Genomic DNA, 16,890 nt, shown 5'->3' with positions numbered 1-16,890 from the left:
GCCTTGCCTAACATGAGCAGAGGAATAATACTCGCATCGAACGGCCAGACAAGGAACCGAGAGCGTTGCCGGAGATTGCGAGCAGGGAATTCGATGTCAAGCGCGCAGCCTTTGCCGCGACCATCGGCAATATGCTGGAGTTCTACGACTTCATCACCTACAGCTTCTTTGCGACCGAGATCGGGCGCACCTTCTTTCCCGCGCACAGCGAATACGGCAGCCTGATGCTGTCGCTGGCGACCTTCGGCGCCGGTTTCCTGACGCGGCCGATCGGCGGCATCGTGCTCGGGATCTTCTCCGACCGGGTCGGCCGACGGCCGGCGATGCTGCTGAGTTTCGCGCTGATGGGCGGCGCCATCCTGACCATCGCGCTGACCCCGTCCTATGCCGCGATCGGCATCGTGGCGCCCGTTGTCGTGATCCTGGCGCGGATGGTGCAGGGATTCGCGCTCGGCGGCGAGGTTGGCCCGACCACGGCCTATCTGATCGAGATCGCAGCGCCCAGAAATCGCGGCCTGGTGGTGGCCTGGCAGCCCGCCAGCCAGGAGATCGCGGCCACGGCCGGCGCCCTGGTCGGCGTCATCCTGAGCAGCACGATGCCGCCCGACATGCTCGAGGCTTACGGATGGCGCGTCGCATTCCTGCTCGGCGCGGTCTGCCTGCCGTTCGGCATCTGGATGCGTCGCACACTGCCGGAAACGGTCTCGCATGGCGAACATGTCGCCGGGCACGTCGAACGCTCAAGTCACGTCGCACTGGCACGCCGGCACCTTCGCGTGATCGCGCTGGCCGTGATGATCCTGGCCAGCGGCACGATCTCGACCTATGTGACGCAATACATGACGACATACGCCAAGAACACGCTGCATGTGTCGCCGTCGCTGGCGTTCACCGTGTCGCTGGTCAGCAATGGGTTGCAGATCATCGGCGCCGTGCTCGGCGGCTGGCTGGCCGATCGGCTCGGACGCAAGCCGATCATGATCTGGCCGCAGCTCGTCGTGCTGGTGCTGACCTATCCGGCCTTCCTGTGGATCGTGCGCGACCCCGGCGCCTGGTCGCTCTTGTTCGGCTTCGGCGTCCTGTCGTTCATCGGCTCGCTGCCGTTCACGGCCTTCTATGCCGCCTTCACAGAAGCCTTGCCGCAGAACATCCGCGGCGGCGTGTTCGCCACGATCTACGCGATCGCGATCGCGACGTTCGGCGGCACCGCGCAGCTCGTGGTCACGTGGCTGCTGCACGTGACGGGCGATCCGCTGGCGCCGTCCTGGTATCTGCTGCTCGCGGCCGCGGTCGGGATCGTGGCGATGAGCCTGATGCCGGAGACCGCGCCGGTGAAGGCAGGCGAGAAGTAGAGCGTTTTCGAGCGAAGCGGATCCCGGTTCGCGTGAAGGACACGCGTCAAGACAAAACGCCGGCGCGCTCAATCCATGTCGCGGAAGGCGTGGCCGTTGGCCTCGATCTCCTTCACGAGCTGTGGCGGCAGATTGGCCTGCCCGAAGGTGCCGTCGAACACCCAATCCTTGGCATCGGCAAGATCGGGCAGACCGGCGCCCTTGCGAACGTAGAGACCGACCGAGGCCTTCTTCGGATTGATATAGAGATCGTAGTCCATTGCGCGCCTCCTCTCCGTTGAAGCTAGGCGGAAGCTCCGGCCGTGGTCGGAGACTTCCTGGAAGAGTGAACGCCGGAAAGATCAGGCGGGTTTCTTCGCCTCCGGCGCAAGCACCACCGATGCCTCGCTGGTCAGCATCAGGAAGGTCATGGTCTCCTGGAAATACAGCTGGACCGATGTCGCAGAGTGGCTGAGATAGCCGATCGACAGGTCCTGGCCGATCGAGAGCTGGAAATCGCCGCCGCGGGTGGTCAGCAGGACGCCGCCCTCGATCGCGGGCGCCCAGACGATCTTGCCGTCGACCAGGCGCTGGATGTGCTGCAGCACAGGGTAGCCGTCGTCGGTCGCGCCGCCGATTGCGGTATAGGCCTCGGTGCCGAGCAGCAGCGTGTACGGACCGTTGACGCCGGCGAGCCGCAGCTGGCTCACCGCCTGCGCGACCACATTGGGGTAATTCTTGACGCTCGCCGGCAGCGTCAGCACCGGGTTGCTGCTGCCCTGACGGATGCCCTGAATGCCGGCACCGGTGTAGCCGTCGAACACCGCGCGATCCTCGGCGAACGCGATTTTTCGCGCGGCATCCTTGAGCGGGTCCCAGTCGGAATCATTTGCACCGCGCTCGACATCGTCGATCGCCTGACGCGACAGCTCGAACGGCACGCGCAGCTCGACCAGCGCGCGAACGTCGCGCTGCGTCGCCTCGACCCCGTCGCCCGGCGTCGCGATTTTCTTCAGATGGCCGGTGCCCACGGCAGAGAAATCCGTGCCCTTCGGGCCATCGACGTCGACGACACGGCGCGCCGCCAGATGGCGCTTCAACGTGCGCGCGGCTTCCTCTTCGATCTGGGCCCATGCCGCGTCCGAAATGGGGGCCAATCCCCGATGCAGGTTATTCATATCCAGCGTCTCCTTTCAGCGAGCCGATACCAAGTGAGCCTTCGGCCGGCGGTCGTGTCGGTGCGGGTGCGTCGGCCGCGGCGTCATCCGGCGGCGGCTCGGCGGGCGAGGCGACGGGCGCGGTGTTCGCGGCATCCTCAAGGAAGGTGGCCGACGGAACGAAGTACAGCGTCCCGGTCACGGCGCGGCTGAAGTCGAGCAGGCGGTCGTAATTGCCCGGCGGCCTGCCGACGAACATGTTCTCCAGCATCTGCTCAATCCGGTGCGGGGACTTCGCATAGCCGATGAAATAGGTGCCGAACTCGCCCTTGCTGACGCTGCCGAACGGCATGTTGTCGCGGACGATGTCGAGCTCTTCGCCGTTCTCGACGATCGTCGTCAGGGCGTTGTGCGCGTAGCTCGGCTTCACCGCATCGTCGAGCTCGATGTCGGACAGTTTTTTGCGGCCGATGATCTTTTCCTGCATCTCGACCGGCAGCTCGTTCCACTTCTTCAGATCGTGCAGGTATTTTTGTACGATCACATAGCTGCCGCCGGCGAACGCAGCGTCCTCGGCGCCGATGATGGTGGCCTCCAGCGCGGCCTGGTCTTCCGGATTCTCGGTGCCGTCGACAAAGCCGAGCAGGTCGCGCTCGTCGAAATATTTGAAGCCGTGCACCTCGTCCGAGGTGGCAACCGCATCGCCGAGCCGCGACATGATCTGGGTCGCGAGCTCGAAGCACAAATCCATCGGCACGGCGCGGATATGGAACAGCAGGTCGCCGGGCGTCGCGACCGCGTGGTGGACGCCGTTGATCTCGCGGAACGGATGCAGACCCTGCGGCTTCGGCGCGCCGAACAGCCGGTCCCATGCCTCCGAGCCGATGCCCATGACGCAGGACAGCCGGCCTTCGAGATCGCGGAAGCCCACGGCGCGCACCAGCGCGGCCACATCGGCGCACAGCGACCGCACCACCGCATCATGTTCCGGATCGGGCTTGATCGTGACCGCAAGGAAGATGGCCGCGCGCGTCAGCTTCGCAGCGACCGGTTGCGGAACGGCTGATGGCACGCAAGTCTCCTCAACTCAAACGGCACGTCACGACGACGAAAGGCTGGCCGGACGCCGGATCGGCGTCCAGATGCAGGGCAGAGGAGCATGCCATCGGAACCTTTACAAGGGCCCGGATCGCTAGGCTTCCGCGGACGGACCAACCGGCTTGCCGGACTTCTCTTCCTCGAGGGTTACTGCAATCGAGGCATTGGCCGAGAGCCGGACTTTGGAGCCTTCGACACCGGCGACGAAGCCGAGCTCGATATAGTGGTGATGGCCCTTATGGAAGCCGTCGCTCTCGCTTTTCTTGAGCTTGATGCGGTTGCCTTCGACGCGATCGACGGTGCCGACATGCACGCCGTCGGCGCCGATGACCTCCATGTTGTCCTTGATGTTCTGCGTCATGGCGCTCTCCCTGTTGAAGGTCAGCTTGCATATGATGCGCCCTGACGACGCGACGATGACACCGCGTCGTCGGCCATTCCGGCCTGTCTCACACCGGTTCGAATTCGTCCGCCGCCGCGTTCTCGGGCTTCTTGCCGTTGAAGGTGAGGCCGGCCTTGGTGGCGGAGAGTTTGACCTGCGAGCCGTCTCGCACCTCGCCGGCGAGGATCATTTCGGCGAGCGGATCCTGCACGCTGCGCTGGATCACCCGCTTCAGCGGGCGGGCGCCATAGGCCGGGTCCCAGCCTTTCTCCGCCAGCCAGTCGCGCGCCTTGGGCTCGAGCTCGAGATCGATCTTGCGATCCTCCAGCAGCCTGCGCAGCCGCGAGAACTGGATCTCGACGATGCGGCCCATGTCGCTCTTCTGCAGCCGATGGAACAGGATGATCTCGTCGATGCGGTTGAGGAACTCGGGGCGGAAATGCGCTCGCACCATGTTCATCACCTGCTCGCGCACCGCGCTCGTGCTCTGGCCTTCCGGCTGGTTGACGAGATACTCCGCGCCGATGTTCGAGGTCATGATGATCAGCGTGTTGCGGAAGTCGACGGTGCGGCCCTGGCCGTCGGTCAAGCGGCCGTCGTCGAGCACTTGCAGCAGCACGTTGAAGACATCGGGGTGCGCCTTCTCGATCTCGTCGAACAGCACCACCTGGTAGGGCCGCCGCCGCACGGCTTCGGTCAGCGCGCCGCCCTCGTCATAGCCGACATAGCCGGGCGGCGCGCCGATCAGCCGCGACACCGAGTGCTTCTCCATGTATTCGGACATGTCGAGCCGGATCATCGCGGTCTCGTCGTCGAACAGATATTCGGCGAGCGCCTTGGCGAGTTCGGTCTTGCCGACGCCGGTGGGCCCCAAGAACATGAACGAGCCGATCGGCCGGTTCGGATCCTGCAATCCGGCGCGGGCACGACGCACCGCGGTCGACACCGCGCGCACCGCCTCGGCCTGGCCGACGACGCGCTTGCCGAGCATCTCCTCCATGCGCAGCAGCTTGTCCTTCTCGCCCTCCAGCATCTTGTCGACCGGCACGCCGGTCCAGCGCGAGACTACCTGAGCGATATTGTCGGCGGTCACGGTCTCGCTGGCGGACGAGGTCTCGCTGGCTTCGACCGCCGCGAGCTTCTTCTCCAGTTCCGGGATCCGGCCATAGGCCAGTTCGCCGGCCTTCTGGAATTCGCCCTTGCGCTGCGCATTGGCAAGCTCGGTGCGCAGCTGCTCGAGCTCCCCCTTCATCTTCTGTGCATCGGAGAGCTTGCTCTTCTCGGAGCGCCATTTCGACGTCATATCCGCCGACTTCTTCTCCAGCTCGACCAGATCCTTCTCGAGTGTCTGCAATCGGCTCTTGGAGCCGAGATCGGTCTCCTTCTTCAGCGCCTCCTGCTCGATCTTAAGGCGGATGATCTCGCGGTCGAGCGAGTCGAGGTCTTCGGGCTTGGAATCGACCTGCATCTTCAGCCGGGCCGCCGCCTCGTCCATCAGGTCGATGGCCTTGTCGGGCAGGAAACGGTCGGTGATGTAGCGGTTCGACAGCGTCGCGGCGGCGACCAGCGCCGAATCCGCGATGCGCACGCCGTGATGCTGCTCGTACTTGTCCTTCAGGCCACGCAGGATCGAGATGGTGTCCTCGACCGTGGGTTCGGAGACGAACACCGGCTGGAACCGCCTTGCCAGCGCCGGGTCCTTCTCGACATGCTTGCGGTATTCGTCGAGCGTGGTGGCGCCGATGCAATGCAGTTCGCCGCGCGCGAGCGCGGGCTTCAACAGGTTCGATGCGTCCATCGCGCCGTCGCCCTTGCCGGCGCCGATCAGGGTGTGCATCTCGTCGATGAACAGGATGATGCCGCCTTCGGCCGACGTCACCTCCTGCAGCACCGCCTTGAGCCGTTCCTCGAATTCGCCGCGATATTTCGCGCCGGCAATCAGCGCACCGAGATCGAGCGCGAGCAGCGCCTTGTCCTGCAGGCTTTCCGGCACGTCGCCATTGACAATGCGCAGCGCCAGGCCTTCGACGATCGCGGTCTTGCCGACACCGGGCTCGCCGATCAAGACGGGATTGTTCTTGGTGCGGCGTGACAGCACCTGGATGGTGCGGCGGATCTCCTCGTCGCGGCCGATCACGGGATCGAGCTTGCCGTCGCGCGCGGCCTGGGTGAGGTCGCGGGCATATTTCTTCAGCGCATCATAGGCATTCTCGGCCGATGCGCTGTCGGCGGTGCGGCCCTTGCGCAGCGCGTTGATCGCCGCATTCAGGTTCTGCGGATTGACGCCGCCCTTGGCGAGCAGCTTGCCGGCGTCGCTGTCCTTGTCGGCGGCGAGCGCCTGCAGCAGGCGTTCGACCGAGACGAAACTGTCGCCGGCCTTGTCGGCGGCCTGTTCGGCCGCGGCGAAGGCGCGCGCGGTCTCGGGCGCCAGATAGATTTGTCCGGAACCGGCGCCGCTGACCTTCGGCACCTTCGCCAGCGCCTCTTCGGTCGCCTTCAGGATCGCGCGCGAGTTGCCGCCGGCGCGGTCGATCAGGCCGGCCGCGAGGCCTTCAGGGTCGTCGAGCAGCACTTTCAGGATATGGAGCGTCGAGAACTGCTGGTGTCCTTCGCGCATCGCGAGCGATTGCGCCGACTGAATGAAGCCGCGCACGCGATCGGTATATTTTTCTATGTTCATCGTGGCACCTCAAGGCAACGCGGGCTCATCGAGATCTCGTCATGCCACCGCACGCGCATCGTGTGGTCGTTTCAGCGGAGTGTCAATCGCCCGGCGCGGCCGCCGGAATGCTGCGCCTAAGCTCTTGCGCCGGCAGGTGTTCGTCTCTGGCGCTCGGCCGGGCGCACTGCCACGGACGCACCGTCAGACCCGGCGCCCCGCATCGCGCCGACGGCGGTCCGGTGCTCGCCGAAACTTGCGGCTCGACGAGTCTGGATCACGACAATCATATGAAGCCAGAACGCCGTATTCGCGCTTTCGGAAACGGTGACGTCGCATCGAACGTTGCGTGCGATCGATGATGCAGCTGCGCGTGACGATGTTCCATTGAATCGCACGACACGACGCCACTGCACACTCTGAACTGTCGATGAATGGCAGCGTGATTGCGTTTCCGGTTGCATCGACATGTTTCAGGCTGGTGTAAGGTGAAGAGGCTAGCGATGAAGTGTGTCGGTGCATTGCCGATGCGCGGAACTTTTGTTCCGGTTCTCACGTTGAACGTGCTCATCGAAGAGGCTCCAAATGACCACTCGTTTCCTTTCGACCGTGTCGTGTGCAGCGATTGCCGCGGCGCTGTTCTCAGCGACAGCTGTTCCGGCAATCGCGCAGGATGCGGCATGCGCGCCGGTCTCCGCCGTCGAGACCGCGCCGCCGCCATTGCCGACCTACGATCAGCCGCCGATTCCCGGTCCTGGCTACATGTGGTCGCCGGGCAATTGGTCGTGGGACGAAGATCGCGGCGATTACTACTGGGTGCCCGGCACCTGGGTGCAGCCGCCGCGGGTCGGTCTGCTGTGGACTCCCGGCTACTGGGGCGCGTTCGGCGGCGGCTTCATCTTCCATCAGGGCTATTGGGGCGATCGTGTCGGCTTCTACGGCGGCATCAATTACGGCTTCGGCTACGGCGGTGCGGGCTATGAAGGCGGCCACTGGGATCACGGCAATTTCTTCTACAATCGCACCGTGAACAATCTCGGGGGTGCGCGGATCACCAACGTCTACGAGAAGAACGTCACGGTCAATCAGACCACGATCAACAACGTCAGCTACAATGGCGGCCGCGGCGGCATCGAGGTGCGGCCGACCCCGGCCGAGCGCGCGGTCGCCAAGGAGCAGCACTTCGCGCCGACGCCGTTGCAGCGCAAGCAGGTCGAGACCGCGAGCCAGGATCCGAGCCTGTTCAAGCGTGCCAATAACGGCGTGCCGGCCGTCGGCGCGACGGCGCGGCCCGGCGAGTTGAAGGGACCAGGCGTGGTCCGCGCGCGGCCGGCCGGCGAGGCGGTGCCTGCCACCGCTGCAAAGCCGGCTCCCGCAGAGCCGGCGCGGCCGGGCGCTCCAGGTGCACCGGCACCGGCTGAATCGCACGCGCTTCCGGTCCCCGGGAAGGAGGCTCCGGCGGTGCACCCGCAAGCTCAGGAGAACAAACCGGCGGTCGAGGAGAAGCGCGCAGCGCCTGCGCCCGAGACCAAGGTCGAGCCGCGGTCTGCGCCGACTGAGTCCCATGCGCTACCGGTTCCCGGCAAGGAAGTTCCGGCGGCGCATCCTTCAGCTCAGGAGAACAGGCCAGTCGAGGAAAAGCGCGCAGCTCCTGCCGCCGAGCCGAAGGCCGAGCCGCGTCCCGCAACGGAAGCGGCGCATCCCGCCGTGCAGGAGAAGCGACCCGAGGAGGTCCGCAAGGAAGAGCCGCGGGCCGAGCCCCGACCGGAGCCTGCCGCAAGGTCGGCAGCGCGGCCGGAAACGGCTGCACGCCCTGAGCCACATCCGCAGCCGGCGGCACGGCCGGAGCCGCACGTTCAGGCCGCACCGCATGTCCAGGCGCCGCCGCATGCCGCTCCTCATCCCGCAGAGGAGAAGCGGCCGGAGCATTAGGGTCGGATCGCGCTCCGCTGGCCCGTTCCGGCGGAGCGCGGTATCTTCTCTGCCCGCGCGCAAGCGATTATCGCTGGAGGTCGGTCATGGCACAGAGTCACGGTGGCAGCGGACAACTTGACGATGGAAAGCCTCGCCTCAGCGAGGATGATATGCAGCGCGCCCTGCTAGGTCCGCGGGGTGTGCCCGGCAAGGCGGATACCGCCAAGATGACGCCGCAGCAGCAAAAGAACATGCCGAACTATCTGGATCCCGGACATACGTCTTAACGCGGCAGTGACATGTGCGTGCTGCGCCGCCCAGCGCCGGGCGGCGCGTCAGCGCACTTGCAAATCGCCTGCTTTTGCGCCCTCATGACTGCAGGTGCACTCACGGTGTTGCGGAGCAGGTTGTGAGAAATCCGTACGAGATTCTTGGCGTTGCGCCCGCGGCATCTGCGGCCGATATCCAGAAGGCCTATCGCAAGCTCGCGAAGAAACTGCATCCGGATCTCAATCCGGGTGACAAGGCGGCCGAAGAGAAATTCAAGGAAGTCGCCGCGGCGAACGATCTGCTCTCGGATCCCGACAAGCGCAAGCGCTTCGACGCCGGCGAGATCGACGCTGATGGCACCGAGCGGCCGCAGCATCGCTACTATCGCGATTTCGCCACCGCGGGCGAGGGCCATCCCTATGCCGACAGTTCCGGCTACGCCGACTATATGGACCAGGACGACGCATTCGCCGAGCTGCTCCGGCGCAGCGAGCAGGCGCGTGCCAACCGGCGCGGCCGCGATCTGCATTACAGCCTTGCGATCGACTTCGCGGAATCGATCACCGGCGCAAGCAAGCGCCTGACGCTGCCCGATGGCGGCACGCTCGACGTGACGATCCCGGCGGGCCTCGTCGACGGACAAATCATTCGCCTGCGCGGCAAGGGCATGCCGGGCAGCGGCAAGGGCGGTCCCGGCGATGCGCTGATCGAGGTCGAGGTGCGCCCCGATCCGCGCTTCACCCGCGACGGTGACGACATCTCGCTGGAATTGCCGATCTCGCTGTCCGAGGCCGTGCTCGGCGGCAAGGTCAACGTTCCGACGCCGACCGGCGCCGTGACCATGACGGTGCCGAAGGGCTCCAACACCGGCACCACGATGCGGTTGCGCGGCAAGGGCGCGCCCAAGGTCGGCGGCGGGCACGGCGATGAGTTCGTCAAGCTCAAAGTGGTCCTGCCCAAGGGACCCGATCCGGCGCTCGAGGCCTTTGTGTCGAACTGGGATCGCAAGGCGTTCAATCCGCGCGACGATGGTGCATCATGAACAAGCAGCAATTCCTCATCGATGCGGGTCTCGAGGTGCAGACCCTGGAGTTCTGGATCGAGCAGCAATGGCTGGTTCCGGAGGAGACCGCGCAGGAGATCAGCTTCTCCGCCGCCGACGTGGCGCGTGCGCATCTGATCCGGGATCTAAAGGGCGATTTCGGCGTCAACGACGAGGGGATCGACGTCATCCTGCATCTGGTGGATCAGTTGCACGGGCTGCGCCGTGCGTTCGAAGAGTTGCACAGGGATATCGCGTCACCGCCGCGCTAGCTGTCTCGCGAACTGGGAGACCATCATGACGGACAAGCCGATGCCGCTGGCCCATGGCGAGATCGACGTTCTGATCTTGCAGGCACTGGTGCGCAAGCTGATCGCGAAGGGCGTGCTGACACAAGACGACGTCCGCTCGATGCTGTTCGAGGCTGCAAAGAATCTCGATCTGGTCGGCAGCGAACTGACAACGGAAGCGGCCAACATCATCGTGCAGGAAGATCTGGCGCCGGCGTTCCTTGGCGGCTAGAGCATGATCCGGAAAAGTGGAAGCCGGTTTTCCGAAAAGATCATGCTCAAACAAAGAGTCTCTCAGGTCTGACCGCCGCGGGTGGAGACCAGCCGGATCTGCGTGATCTGGTCGGCATTGCCGGCGAGATAGGCCTGCGCGTCGCGCACCAGCCGCTCCACTGCGGCGGCGTCGTAGCCCGGATGGCGGGTGTTCAGATGCAAGTCGGTCTCGATCTGCATCGCATTGGTGGTGCCGTCCTTGCCGATCTCGATCGAGAACGACACCAGCGAAACGTGCGGGCTCTTGAATGCCATGTCCTGATCTCCATTGATCCCGCGCGCGGCGCGGGCCCGCCCCTTCGACCGGTCCTTGTGTCAGGCTGCCGAGTCTTCCCGGGTCGCCTGCGCATGATGCGGGGCAACAGCCGGATGTCTCCGGTCGAGCTCCTCGATCATGCCTCGAGCGATCTCGCGCTCGCCCATGATGACGATGTCGGCCCCGAGCCCTTTCAGGTGATCGACTTCCGCGTCGGAATGCGCGCGCGCGATGATCTGGATCGCGGGATTGGCGGCGCGCGCCTGCTCGACGATCTGTCCGGCCTCGAACGCTTCGGGGATCGCGATCACCAGCGATCGCGCGCCGGCCGGATTGGTCGCACGCAGTACGCTGGCGCGCACGGCGTTGCCCATCAGGGCCTCGATGCCGCGCTGCTTGAGCTTTGCGACCATGTCGTCGGACGCCTCGATCGCGAGGAACGGCGCGTTGCGCTGATGCAGGGCGTCGCCGACGATGCTGCCGACCCGGCCGTAGCCGACCAGGATGGTGTGATTCTGCAAGTTGGTGACCGGGATCGGCTCGGCGGTTGCGGCGGTCGGCGAGGCGGCCTGCGGCTGCTCCAGCCGCGACGTCAGCCAGTCGACCACCGCGAACACCAGCGGGTTGAGCATGATCGAGAAGATCGCGCCCGCCAGGATCAGATCGCGGCCCGCCTTCGGCAGCAGGTTGAGCGCGACGCCGAGTTCAGCGAGGATGAAGGAGAATTCGCCGATTTGCGCGAGGCTCGCCGAGATCATCAGGGCGGTTGCCATCGGGTGACGGAACAGCACGACGATCAACAGCGCGGCGAGCGACTTGCCGACCACGATGACGAACAGCGTCGCGACGAACGGCCAGGGCTCGCGCACCACGCTGAGCGGATCGAACAGCATGCCGACGGAGACGAAGAACAGCACCGCGAAGGCGTCGCGCAGCGGCAAGGTCTCCTGGGCGGCGCGCTGGCTCAGCGGCGATTCGCGCAGCATCATGCCGGCGAAGAACGCGCCTAGCGCCAACGAGACCCCGAACAGCTTGGTCGCGCCGAACGCGATGCAGAGCGCGATCGCGAGCACCGTCAGCCGGAACAGCTCACGCGAGCCGGTATGCGCGATGTAGTGCAGCACCCATGGGATCAGTCGGCGTCCGACCACCAGCATCAGCGCGATGAACAAGGCGATCTTGATCAGCGTCAGCACCAGAACGCCGGTCAGGCCGAGTCCGAAGCGGGCGGCAAGCGGGTCGGAGGTGACCGCCGCACCATCGCCGCCGCCCTGGAAGCTCGCCACCGCCGGAAACAGCACCAGCGCCAGCACCATCGCGAGGTCCTCGACGATCAGCCAGCCGACCGCGATCTTGCCGCGCTCGGTGTCCATCAGTCGGCGCTCCTGCAGCGCGCGCAACAGCACGACGGTACTTGCGACCGACAATGCCAATCCGAACACCAAGCCGGCGCCGACGGTCCAGCCCATCAGCAAGGCGAGGGCGAGGCCCATCAGCGTCGCGACCGTGATCTGCGCGACCGCGCCGGGCACCGCGATCTTGCGCACCGACAGCAGGTCGTTCAGCGAGAAATGCAGGCCGACGCCGAACATCAGCAGGATGATACCGAGCTCCGCGAGCTCGGTTGCCAGCGCCTGATCGGCGACGAAGCCGGGCGTGAATGGCCCGACGGCGACGCCCGCGAGCAGATAACCGACCAGTGGCGGAACCCGGAAGCGCTGGGCGATGGTCCCGAAGACGAAAGCCAATCCGAGGCCCGCGACGACAGTCGCGATCAGAGGTGTGTCATGCGGCATTTCGCCTTGTCGCACAGCGTGGTTGGCGGTGCACCGCGACCATTTGAGGCGCGGCATCGCACCACGGAACTGTGATCTATTGCTCATGACGTGAGCATATGATCTCATGCCGGGATGGATCCGCGGCTCCCGGACACCGATCTGGTCATCTTCGACTGCGACGGCGTGCTCGTCGACAGCGAGGCATTGAGCTGCCGCTGTCTCGCCGAGGCGATGGTCCGGGCCGGCATCGCGATGACGACCGAGCGGGCGCTAGAACTCTTTCTCGGGCGCAGCACCTCCGCCCTGCTTGAGTATTGCCGTGACGTGGGCGAGCCGTTGCCGGCGAATTTTCTACCCGATCTGGCGGTCCAGGTCCGCGAGACGTTCAGCTCCCAGCTCAAGCCGATCGCGGGCGTCGCGGCGGTGCTCGCACAACTGCGGCTGCCGTATTGCGTCGCCTCGTCGAGTGACCTCGCGCGGGTGAAATACTCGCTGGAGCTGACTGGTCTTGCCGCAAGCTTTGGGCCGCGGCTCTACACAGCGCAGATGGTCAGGCACGGCAAGCCGGCGCCGGATCTGTTCCTGCATGCGGCGAGCGCAATGGGCGCCGACCCCGGCCGCACGCTTGTGATCGAGGACAGCGTCAGCGGGGTGACGGCGGCGAAGGCCGCAGGCATGAAAGTGTGGGGATTCGTCGGCGGCACCCACTATCGGTTGACGGACGGCAATGCTCTGCTGCGGCAGGCCGGGGCGGATCGAATCTTCGCCGCGATGACGGATTTCTGGATCAAAGGCTGACACGGACGATGGCTGCGCCCGACAACGAAAAGTCTCGCCTCGACGACGCGGCGCGCGCCGGCTGGCTGTATTTCATCGCCGGCCACACCCAGGATGAAATTGCAAAGATGTTGCAGGTGTCGCGTGCCTCGGCGCAGCGCCTGGTGTCGCTGTGTTTGGCCGAGCGGCTGATCACGTTTCGTCTCGAACATCCCATTGCGGCCTGCATGGAGCTCGCCTCGCGGCTGAAGGCGCGGTTCGATCTGGTGCATTGCGACGTGGTGCCGACGGACCCGGCGGCGCCGCTGTCGAATGCGGGGATTGCAGAGCGCAGCGCCAATCTGCTGGAGACGACGCTGCGCTCGGAGACGCCGGTCATCGTCGCGCTCGGCACCGGCCGCGCGGTGCGCGCCGCGGTCGAGCGGGTCTCGCCGATCGAGCGGCCCGACCACCAGATCGTCTCGCTGGTGGGCAACATCTCCGCCGACGGCTCGGCGAGCTTTTACGACACGGTGGGTCGGCTTGCCGACCGCACCGGCGCACGACATTACCCGATGCCGCTGCCGTTCCTGATGTCGAGCGAGGACGAGCGCAACCGCATGGTCCGGATCGACCCGATCGCGCGGGTGAGGGCGGTCGCCGCCAAGGCCGATCTCAGGCTGATCGGGATAGGCCAGATGGACCAGAAGGCCCAGGTCCATGTCGACGGCTTCGTCACCCGCGAGGAGCTCTTGGAGATGATGCGGCTCGGCGCGGTCGGTGAGGTGACCGGCTGGGCCTATGACGCCAAGGGCCGCCTGATCAAGGGTGGCACCAACAAGCGGCTGACCAGCATTCCGCCGCAGATCCCTGCGGTCTCGACCACGATCGCGGCCGCCGTCGGCATCGCCAAGGTGCCGTCGATCAAGGCCGCACTGGCGGGCCGGGTGATCAACGGCCTGATCACCGATGAGGCCACGGCGCGCGCGGTGCTGGATCGCTAGGGCTGGATAGTTCGAGTCGAGCAGCGCGCCGCTTCACCTCGCCCCGCTTGCGGTCGGAATGCATCGCCAGATGGCATTCCGGGTGAGGGGGACTCTCCACGTACTCGTCTGCTTTCGTATGCGCGGAGAAAGCCCCTCACCCCAGCCCTCTCCCCGTAAGAACGGGGCGAGGGGGCGCAGTCCCGTCGCGGTCACCAATCGCTCTCTTCGCTCCTGCAAAAACTCCATTCCAGCGTGCCGCGGAACCCGCAATCGTGCGGGACGGCGCAGCCGCGCGCTTGACAAAATTTGGCGACAGGATGAACATACGCTCAACACGTGGGCATATGCTCAACGTGGCATAAGGGAGGTCACCTTGAAAAACGTCCTTTGCGCCGTTGCGGGCGCGGCCAGTCTTTTGATCTCTGCCCCCTCGATCGCCCAGACCACGCTGACGGTTGCGACCGTCAACAATGGCGACATGATCCGCATGCAGGGGCTCACCAGCGAATTCACCGCGAAGAATCCCGACATCACCGTGAAATGGGTGACGCTCGAGGAAAACGTGCTGCGCCAGCGCGTGACCACCGATATCGCCACCAAGGGCGGCCAGTTCGACGTGCTCACCATCGGCACCTATGAGGTGCCGATCTGGGCCAAGAAGAGCTGGCTGGTGCCGCTCGACAAGCTCGGCGCCGATTACGACGTCAATGACCTGCTGCCGAAGATCAGGGACGCGGTCTCGGTCGACGGCAAGCTCTATGCCGCGCCGTTCTACGGCGAGAGCTCGATGGTGATGTACCGCACCGACCTGTTCGACAAGGCCGGCCTGAAGATGCCGGAGAGCCCGACCTGGGACTTCGTCATCGACGCCGCCAAGAAGCTGACCGACAAGTCGGCCGGCGTCTATGGCATCTGCCTGCGCGGCAAGGCCGGCTGGGGCGAGAACATGGCGTTCCTGACCGCGATGTCCAATTCGTTCGGCGCGCGCTGGTTCGACGAGAAGTGGGAGCCGCAGTTCAATTCGCCGGAATGGAAGAAGACGCTCACGACCTATGTCGACCTGATGAAGCAGGCCGGCCCTCCCGGCGCCTCCTCGAACGGCTTCAACGAGAACCTCGCTTTGTTCAACGCCGGCAAATGCGCGATGTGGATCGACGCCACGGTGGCGGCGTCATTCGTGACCAACCCGGCGCAGTCCACGGTCGCCGGCAAGGTCGGCTTTGCGCTGGCGCCGAACACCGGTCTTGGCAAGAACGCCAATTGGCTGTGGGCGTGGAGCCTGGCGATCCCCGCCGGCTCGAAGAAGGTTGAAGCGGCCGAGAAGTTCATCGCCTGGGCGACCAGCAAGGATTATTCCAAGCTCGTCGCGTCCAAGGAAGGCTGGTCCAACGTGCCTCCGGGAACACGGACCTCGCTGTACCAGAATCCCGAATATCTGAAGGCGGCGCCATTCGCCAAGATGACCTTGGCCTCTATCGATGCGGCTGATCCGAGTCACCCGACCGTGAAGCCGGTGCCCTATGTCGGTGTGCAATATGCGGCGATCCCTGAATTCCAGGGCATCGGCACCCAGGTCGGCCAGCAATTCTCGGCCGCGCTGTCCGGCTCGACCACGGTCGATGCTGCGCTGTCAGCCGCGCAGTCCGCCACCGAGCGCGAGATGAAGCGCGCAGGCTACATCAAGTAGTCCACGCGATCCGATCGCCAGGGCGTGTCAAAACGCCCTGGCCGCCGACCAGCTTAGACCTCCCGAGCTGGATCACTTGCGACCATCCTGTCCCGCAGCGGGATGGTCGCTCCTTTCCTAGAGAAGGAGGCGGGGATGGCGACCCAGCAGACCCAACTGCTCGCACGCACGCTGCTCACGCCCGCGGTGGCGCTGCTGTTCATCTGGATGATCGTGCCGCTGGCGCTCACGATCTATTTCGCGACCCTGCATTACAATCTACTCGATCCTGGCTCCGAATCCTTCGTCGGGCTGGAGAATTTCCGCTACTTCCTGACCGATCCGGCGTTCCTCGCCTCGCTGCAGAATACGCTGGTGCTGGTCGGCTCGGTGCTCGCGATCACGATCGTCCTCGGCGTGCCGCTGGCGCTATTGCTCGACCAGCAGGTGGTCGGGCTCTCGATCGTGCGCCTGATGGTGATCGCGCCGTTCTTCGTGATGCCGACGGTGAGCGCGCTGGTCTGGAAGAACCTGCTGATGCATCCGGTGTCCGGCCTGTTCGCCTGGATCGCGCATCTGTTCGGCCTGCCGGCGATCGACTGGTTCAACGACGCGCCGCTGTTTTCCGTGATCCTGATCATCTCCTGGCAGTGGCTGCCGTTCGCGACCCTGATCCTCCTGACCGCGCTGCAATCGCTCGACGAGGAGCAGAAGGAGGCGGCCGAGATGGACGGCGCAAGCGCGATCTCGACCTTCATCTACATCACGCTGCCGCACCTGGCGCGCCCGATCACCGTGGTGATCCTGATCGAGACCATCTTCCTGCTCACGGTGTTCGCGGAGATCTTCGTCACCACCGGCGGCGGCCCCGGCCTGCAGACCACCAACATCGCCTTCCTGATCTATTCGCAGGCGCTGATCCAGTACGACGTCGGCAGCGCCTCGGCGGGCGGTCTGGTTGCGGTGGTGCTCGCCAACATCGTCGCGTTCTTCCTCGTTCGCATCGTCGGCCGGAATCTGGAGGCGTAACGT

At 65.3% G+C, this 16,890-nt stretch carries 17 protein-coding genes; 10 read left to right on the top strand and 7 right to left on the bottom strand.

All coding sequences use genetic code 11. From position 1 onward, the window contains the following. Nucleotides 1-65: 65 nt before the first annotated feature. Nucleotides 66-1,352 carry an MFS transporter gene (locus ACVW17_RS00785; protein WP_456750025.1) on the top strand — a complete coding sequence of 429 codons (1,287 nt, stop codon included), beginning with the start codon at nucleotides 66-68 and terminating at the stop codon, nucleotides 1,350-1,352. A gap of 68 nt (nucleotides 1,353-1,420) precedes the next feature. On the opposite strand, the gene ACVW17_RS00780 is transcribed toward ACVW17_RS00785, so the two are convergent. The 5 genes from ACVW17_RS00780 to clpB form a co-directional block, all read right to left on the bottom strand. Then, a complete protein-coding gene (locus ACVW17_RS00780; RefSeq protein WP_456750024.1) occupies nucleotides 1,421-1,612 on the bottom strand; it encodes a hypothetical protein in 192 nt (63 codons plus the stop codon). 81 nt (nucleotides 1,613-1,693) lie between these two features. Next, on the bottom strand, nucleotides 1,694-2,509 hold the full coding sequence (locus ACVW17_RS00775) for a family 1 encapsulin nanocompartment shell protein (protein WP_456750023.1): 816 nt from the start codon (nucleotides 2,507-2,509) through the stop codon (nucleotides 1,694-1,696). After that, the gene (locus ACVW17_RS00770; protein ID WP_456750022.1) at nucleotides 2,502-3,560 is read right to left on the bottom strand and encodes a Dyp-type peroxidase; all 1,059 of its coding nucleotides are present in this window, start codon (nucleotides 3,558-3,560) and stop codon (nucleotides 2,502-2,504) included. The genes ACVW17_RS00775 and ACVW17_RS00770 overlap by 8 nt, the downstream gene beginning before the upstream one ends. Before the next feature lie 120 nt (nucleotides 3,561-3,680). Continuing rightward, nucleotides 3,681-3,947, bottom strand: a complete 267-nt coding sequence (locus tag ACVW17_RS00765; RefSeq protein ID WP_456750021.1) for a DUF2171 domain-containing protein — start codon at nucleotides 3,945-3,947, stop codon at nucleotides 3,681-3,683. An 88-nt stretch (nucleotides 3,948-4,035) separates the two neighbouring features. Then, on the bottom strand, nucleotides 4,036-6,648 hold the full coding sequence (gene clpB / locus ACVW17_RS00760; protein ID WP_456750020.1) for an ATP-dependent chaperone ClpB: 2,613 nt from the start codon (nucleotides 6,646-6,648) through the stop codon (nucleotides 4,036-4,038). A 564-nt stretch (nucleotides 6,649-7,212) separates the two neighbouring features. Here clpB and ACVW17_RS00755 point away from each other — a divergent pair. The 5 genes from ACVW17_RS00755 to ACVW17_RS00735 all read left to right on the top strand — a co-directional run bounded on the left by ACVW17_RS00755 (nucleotide 7,213) and on the right by ACVW17_RS00735 (nucleotide 10,375). Beyond that, complete coding sequence (locus ACVW17_RS00755) at nucleotides 7,213-8,559, top strand: hypothetical protein (protein WP_456750019.1); 1,347 nt, start codon at nucleotides 7,213-7,215, stop codon at nucleotides 8,557-8,559. A gap of 86 nt (nucleotides 8,560-8,645) precedes the next feature. Continuing rightward, nucleotides 8,646-8,828, top strand: a complete 183-nt coding sequence (locus ACVW17_RS00750; protein ID WP_456750018.1) for a hypothetical protein — start codon at nucleotides 8,646-8,648, stop codon at nucleotides 8,826-8,828. 122 nt (nucleotides 8,829-8,950) lie between these two features. Further along, nucleotides 8,951-9,853, top strand: a complete 903-nt coding sequence (locus ACVW17_RS00745) for a DnaJ C-terminal domain-containing protein (protein ID WP_456750017.1) — start codon at nucleotides 8,951-8,953, stop codon at nucleotides 9,851-9,853. After that, nucleotides 9,850-10,125, top strand: a complete 276-nt coding sequence (locus ACVW17_RS00740; protein WP_456750016.1) for a chaperone modulator CbpM — start codon at nucleotides 9,850-9,852, stop codon at nucleotides 10,123-10,125. The genes ACVW17_RS00745 and ACVW17_RS00740 overlap by 4 nt, the downstream gene beginning before the upstream one ends. A 25-nt stretch (nucleotides 10,126-10,150) precedes the next feature. Continuing rightward, nucleotides 10,151-10,375, top strand: coding sequence for a hypothetical protein (locus ACVW17_RS00735; protein ID WP_456750015.1), 225 nt, complete (start codon nucleotides 10,151-10,153; stop codon nucleotides 10,373-10,375). Between the two features lie 62 nt (nucleotides 10,376-10,437). On the opposite strand, the gene ACVW17_RS00730 is transcribed toward ACVW17_RS00735, so the two are convergent. Continuing rightward, nucleotides 10,438-10,671, bottom strand: coding sequence for a hypothetical protein (locus ACVW17_RS00730; RefSeq protein WP_456750014.1), 234 nt, complete (start codon nucleotides 10,669-10,671; stop codon nucleotides 10,438-10,440). A gap of 60 nt (nucleotides 10,672-10,731) precedes the next feature. Then, entirely contained in the window at nucleotides 10,732-12,468 is a 1,737-nt protein-coding gene (ybaL, locus tag ACVW17_RS00725; protein WP_456796682.1) for a YbaL family putative K(+) efflux transporter, read from the bottom strand. A gap of 114 nt (nucleotides 12,469-12,582) precedes the next feature. Between ybaL and ACVW17_RS00720 the strand changes: the two genes are divergently transcribed. The 4 genes from ACVW17_RS00720 (at nucleotide 12,583) to ACVW17_RS00705 (ending at nucleotide 16,887) form a co-directional block, all read left to right on the top strand. Continuing rightward, nucleotides 12,583-13,248 carry an HAD family hydrolase gene (locus ACVW17_RS00720; protein WP_456796681.1) on the top strand — a complete coding sequence of 222 codons (666 nt, stop codon included), beginning with the start codon at nucleotides 12,583-12,585 and terminating at the stop codon, nucleotides 13,246-13,248. An 8-nt stretch (nucleotides 13,249-13,256) separates the two neighbouring features. Continuing rightward, complete coding sequence (locus ACVW17_RS00715) at nucleotides 13,257-14,210, top strand: sugar-binding transcriptional regulator (RefSeq protein ID WP_456796680.1); 954 nt, start codon at nucleotides 13,257-13,259, stop codon at nucleotides 14,208-14,210. Nucleotides 14,211-14,565: 355 nt separating this feature from the next. Beyond that, nucleotides 14,566-15,879 carry an ABC transporter substrate-binding protein gene (locus ACVW17_RS00710; protein ID WP_456796679.1) on the top strand — a complete coding sequence of 438 codons (1,314 nt, stop codon included), beginning with the start codon at nucleotides 14,566-14,568 and terminating at the stop codon, nucleotides 15,877-15,879. Between the two features lie 135 nt (nucleotides 15,880-16,014). Then, nucleotides 16,015-16,887, top strand: coding sequence for a carbohydrate ABC transporter permease (locus ACVW17_RS00705; RefSeq protein ID WP_456796678.1), 873 nt, complete (start codon nucleotides 16,015-16,017; stop codon nucleotides 16,885-16,887). Nucleotides 16,888-16,890 lie beyond the last annotated feature (3 nt).

The organism is Bradyrhizobium sp. USDA 4473 (assembly GCF_054063335.1).
Note: the sequence above shows the minus strand (reverse complement) of the source record. Positions and strands in the feature narration are given on the sequence as shown.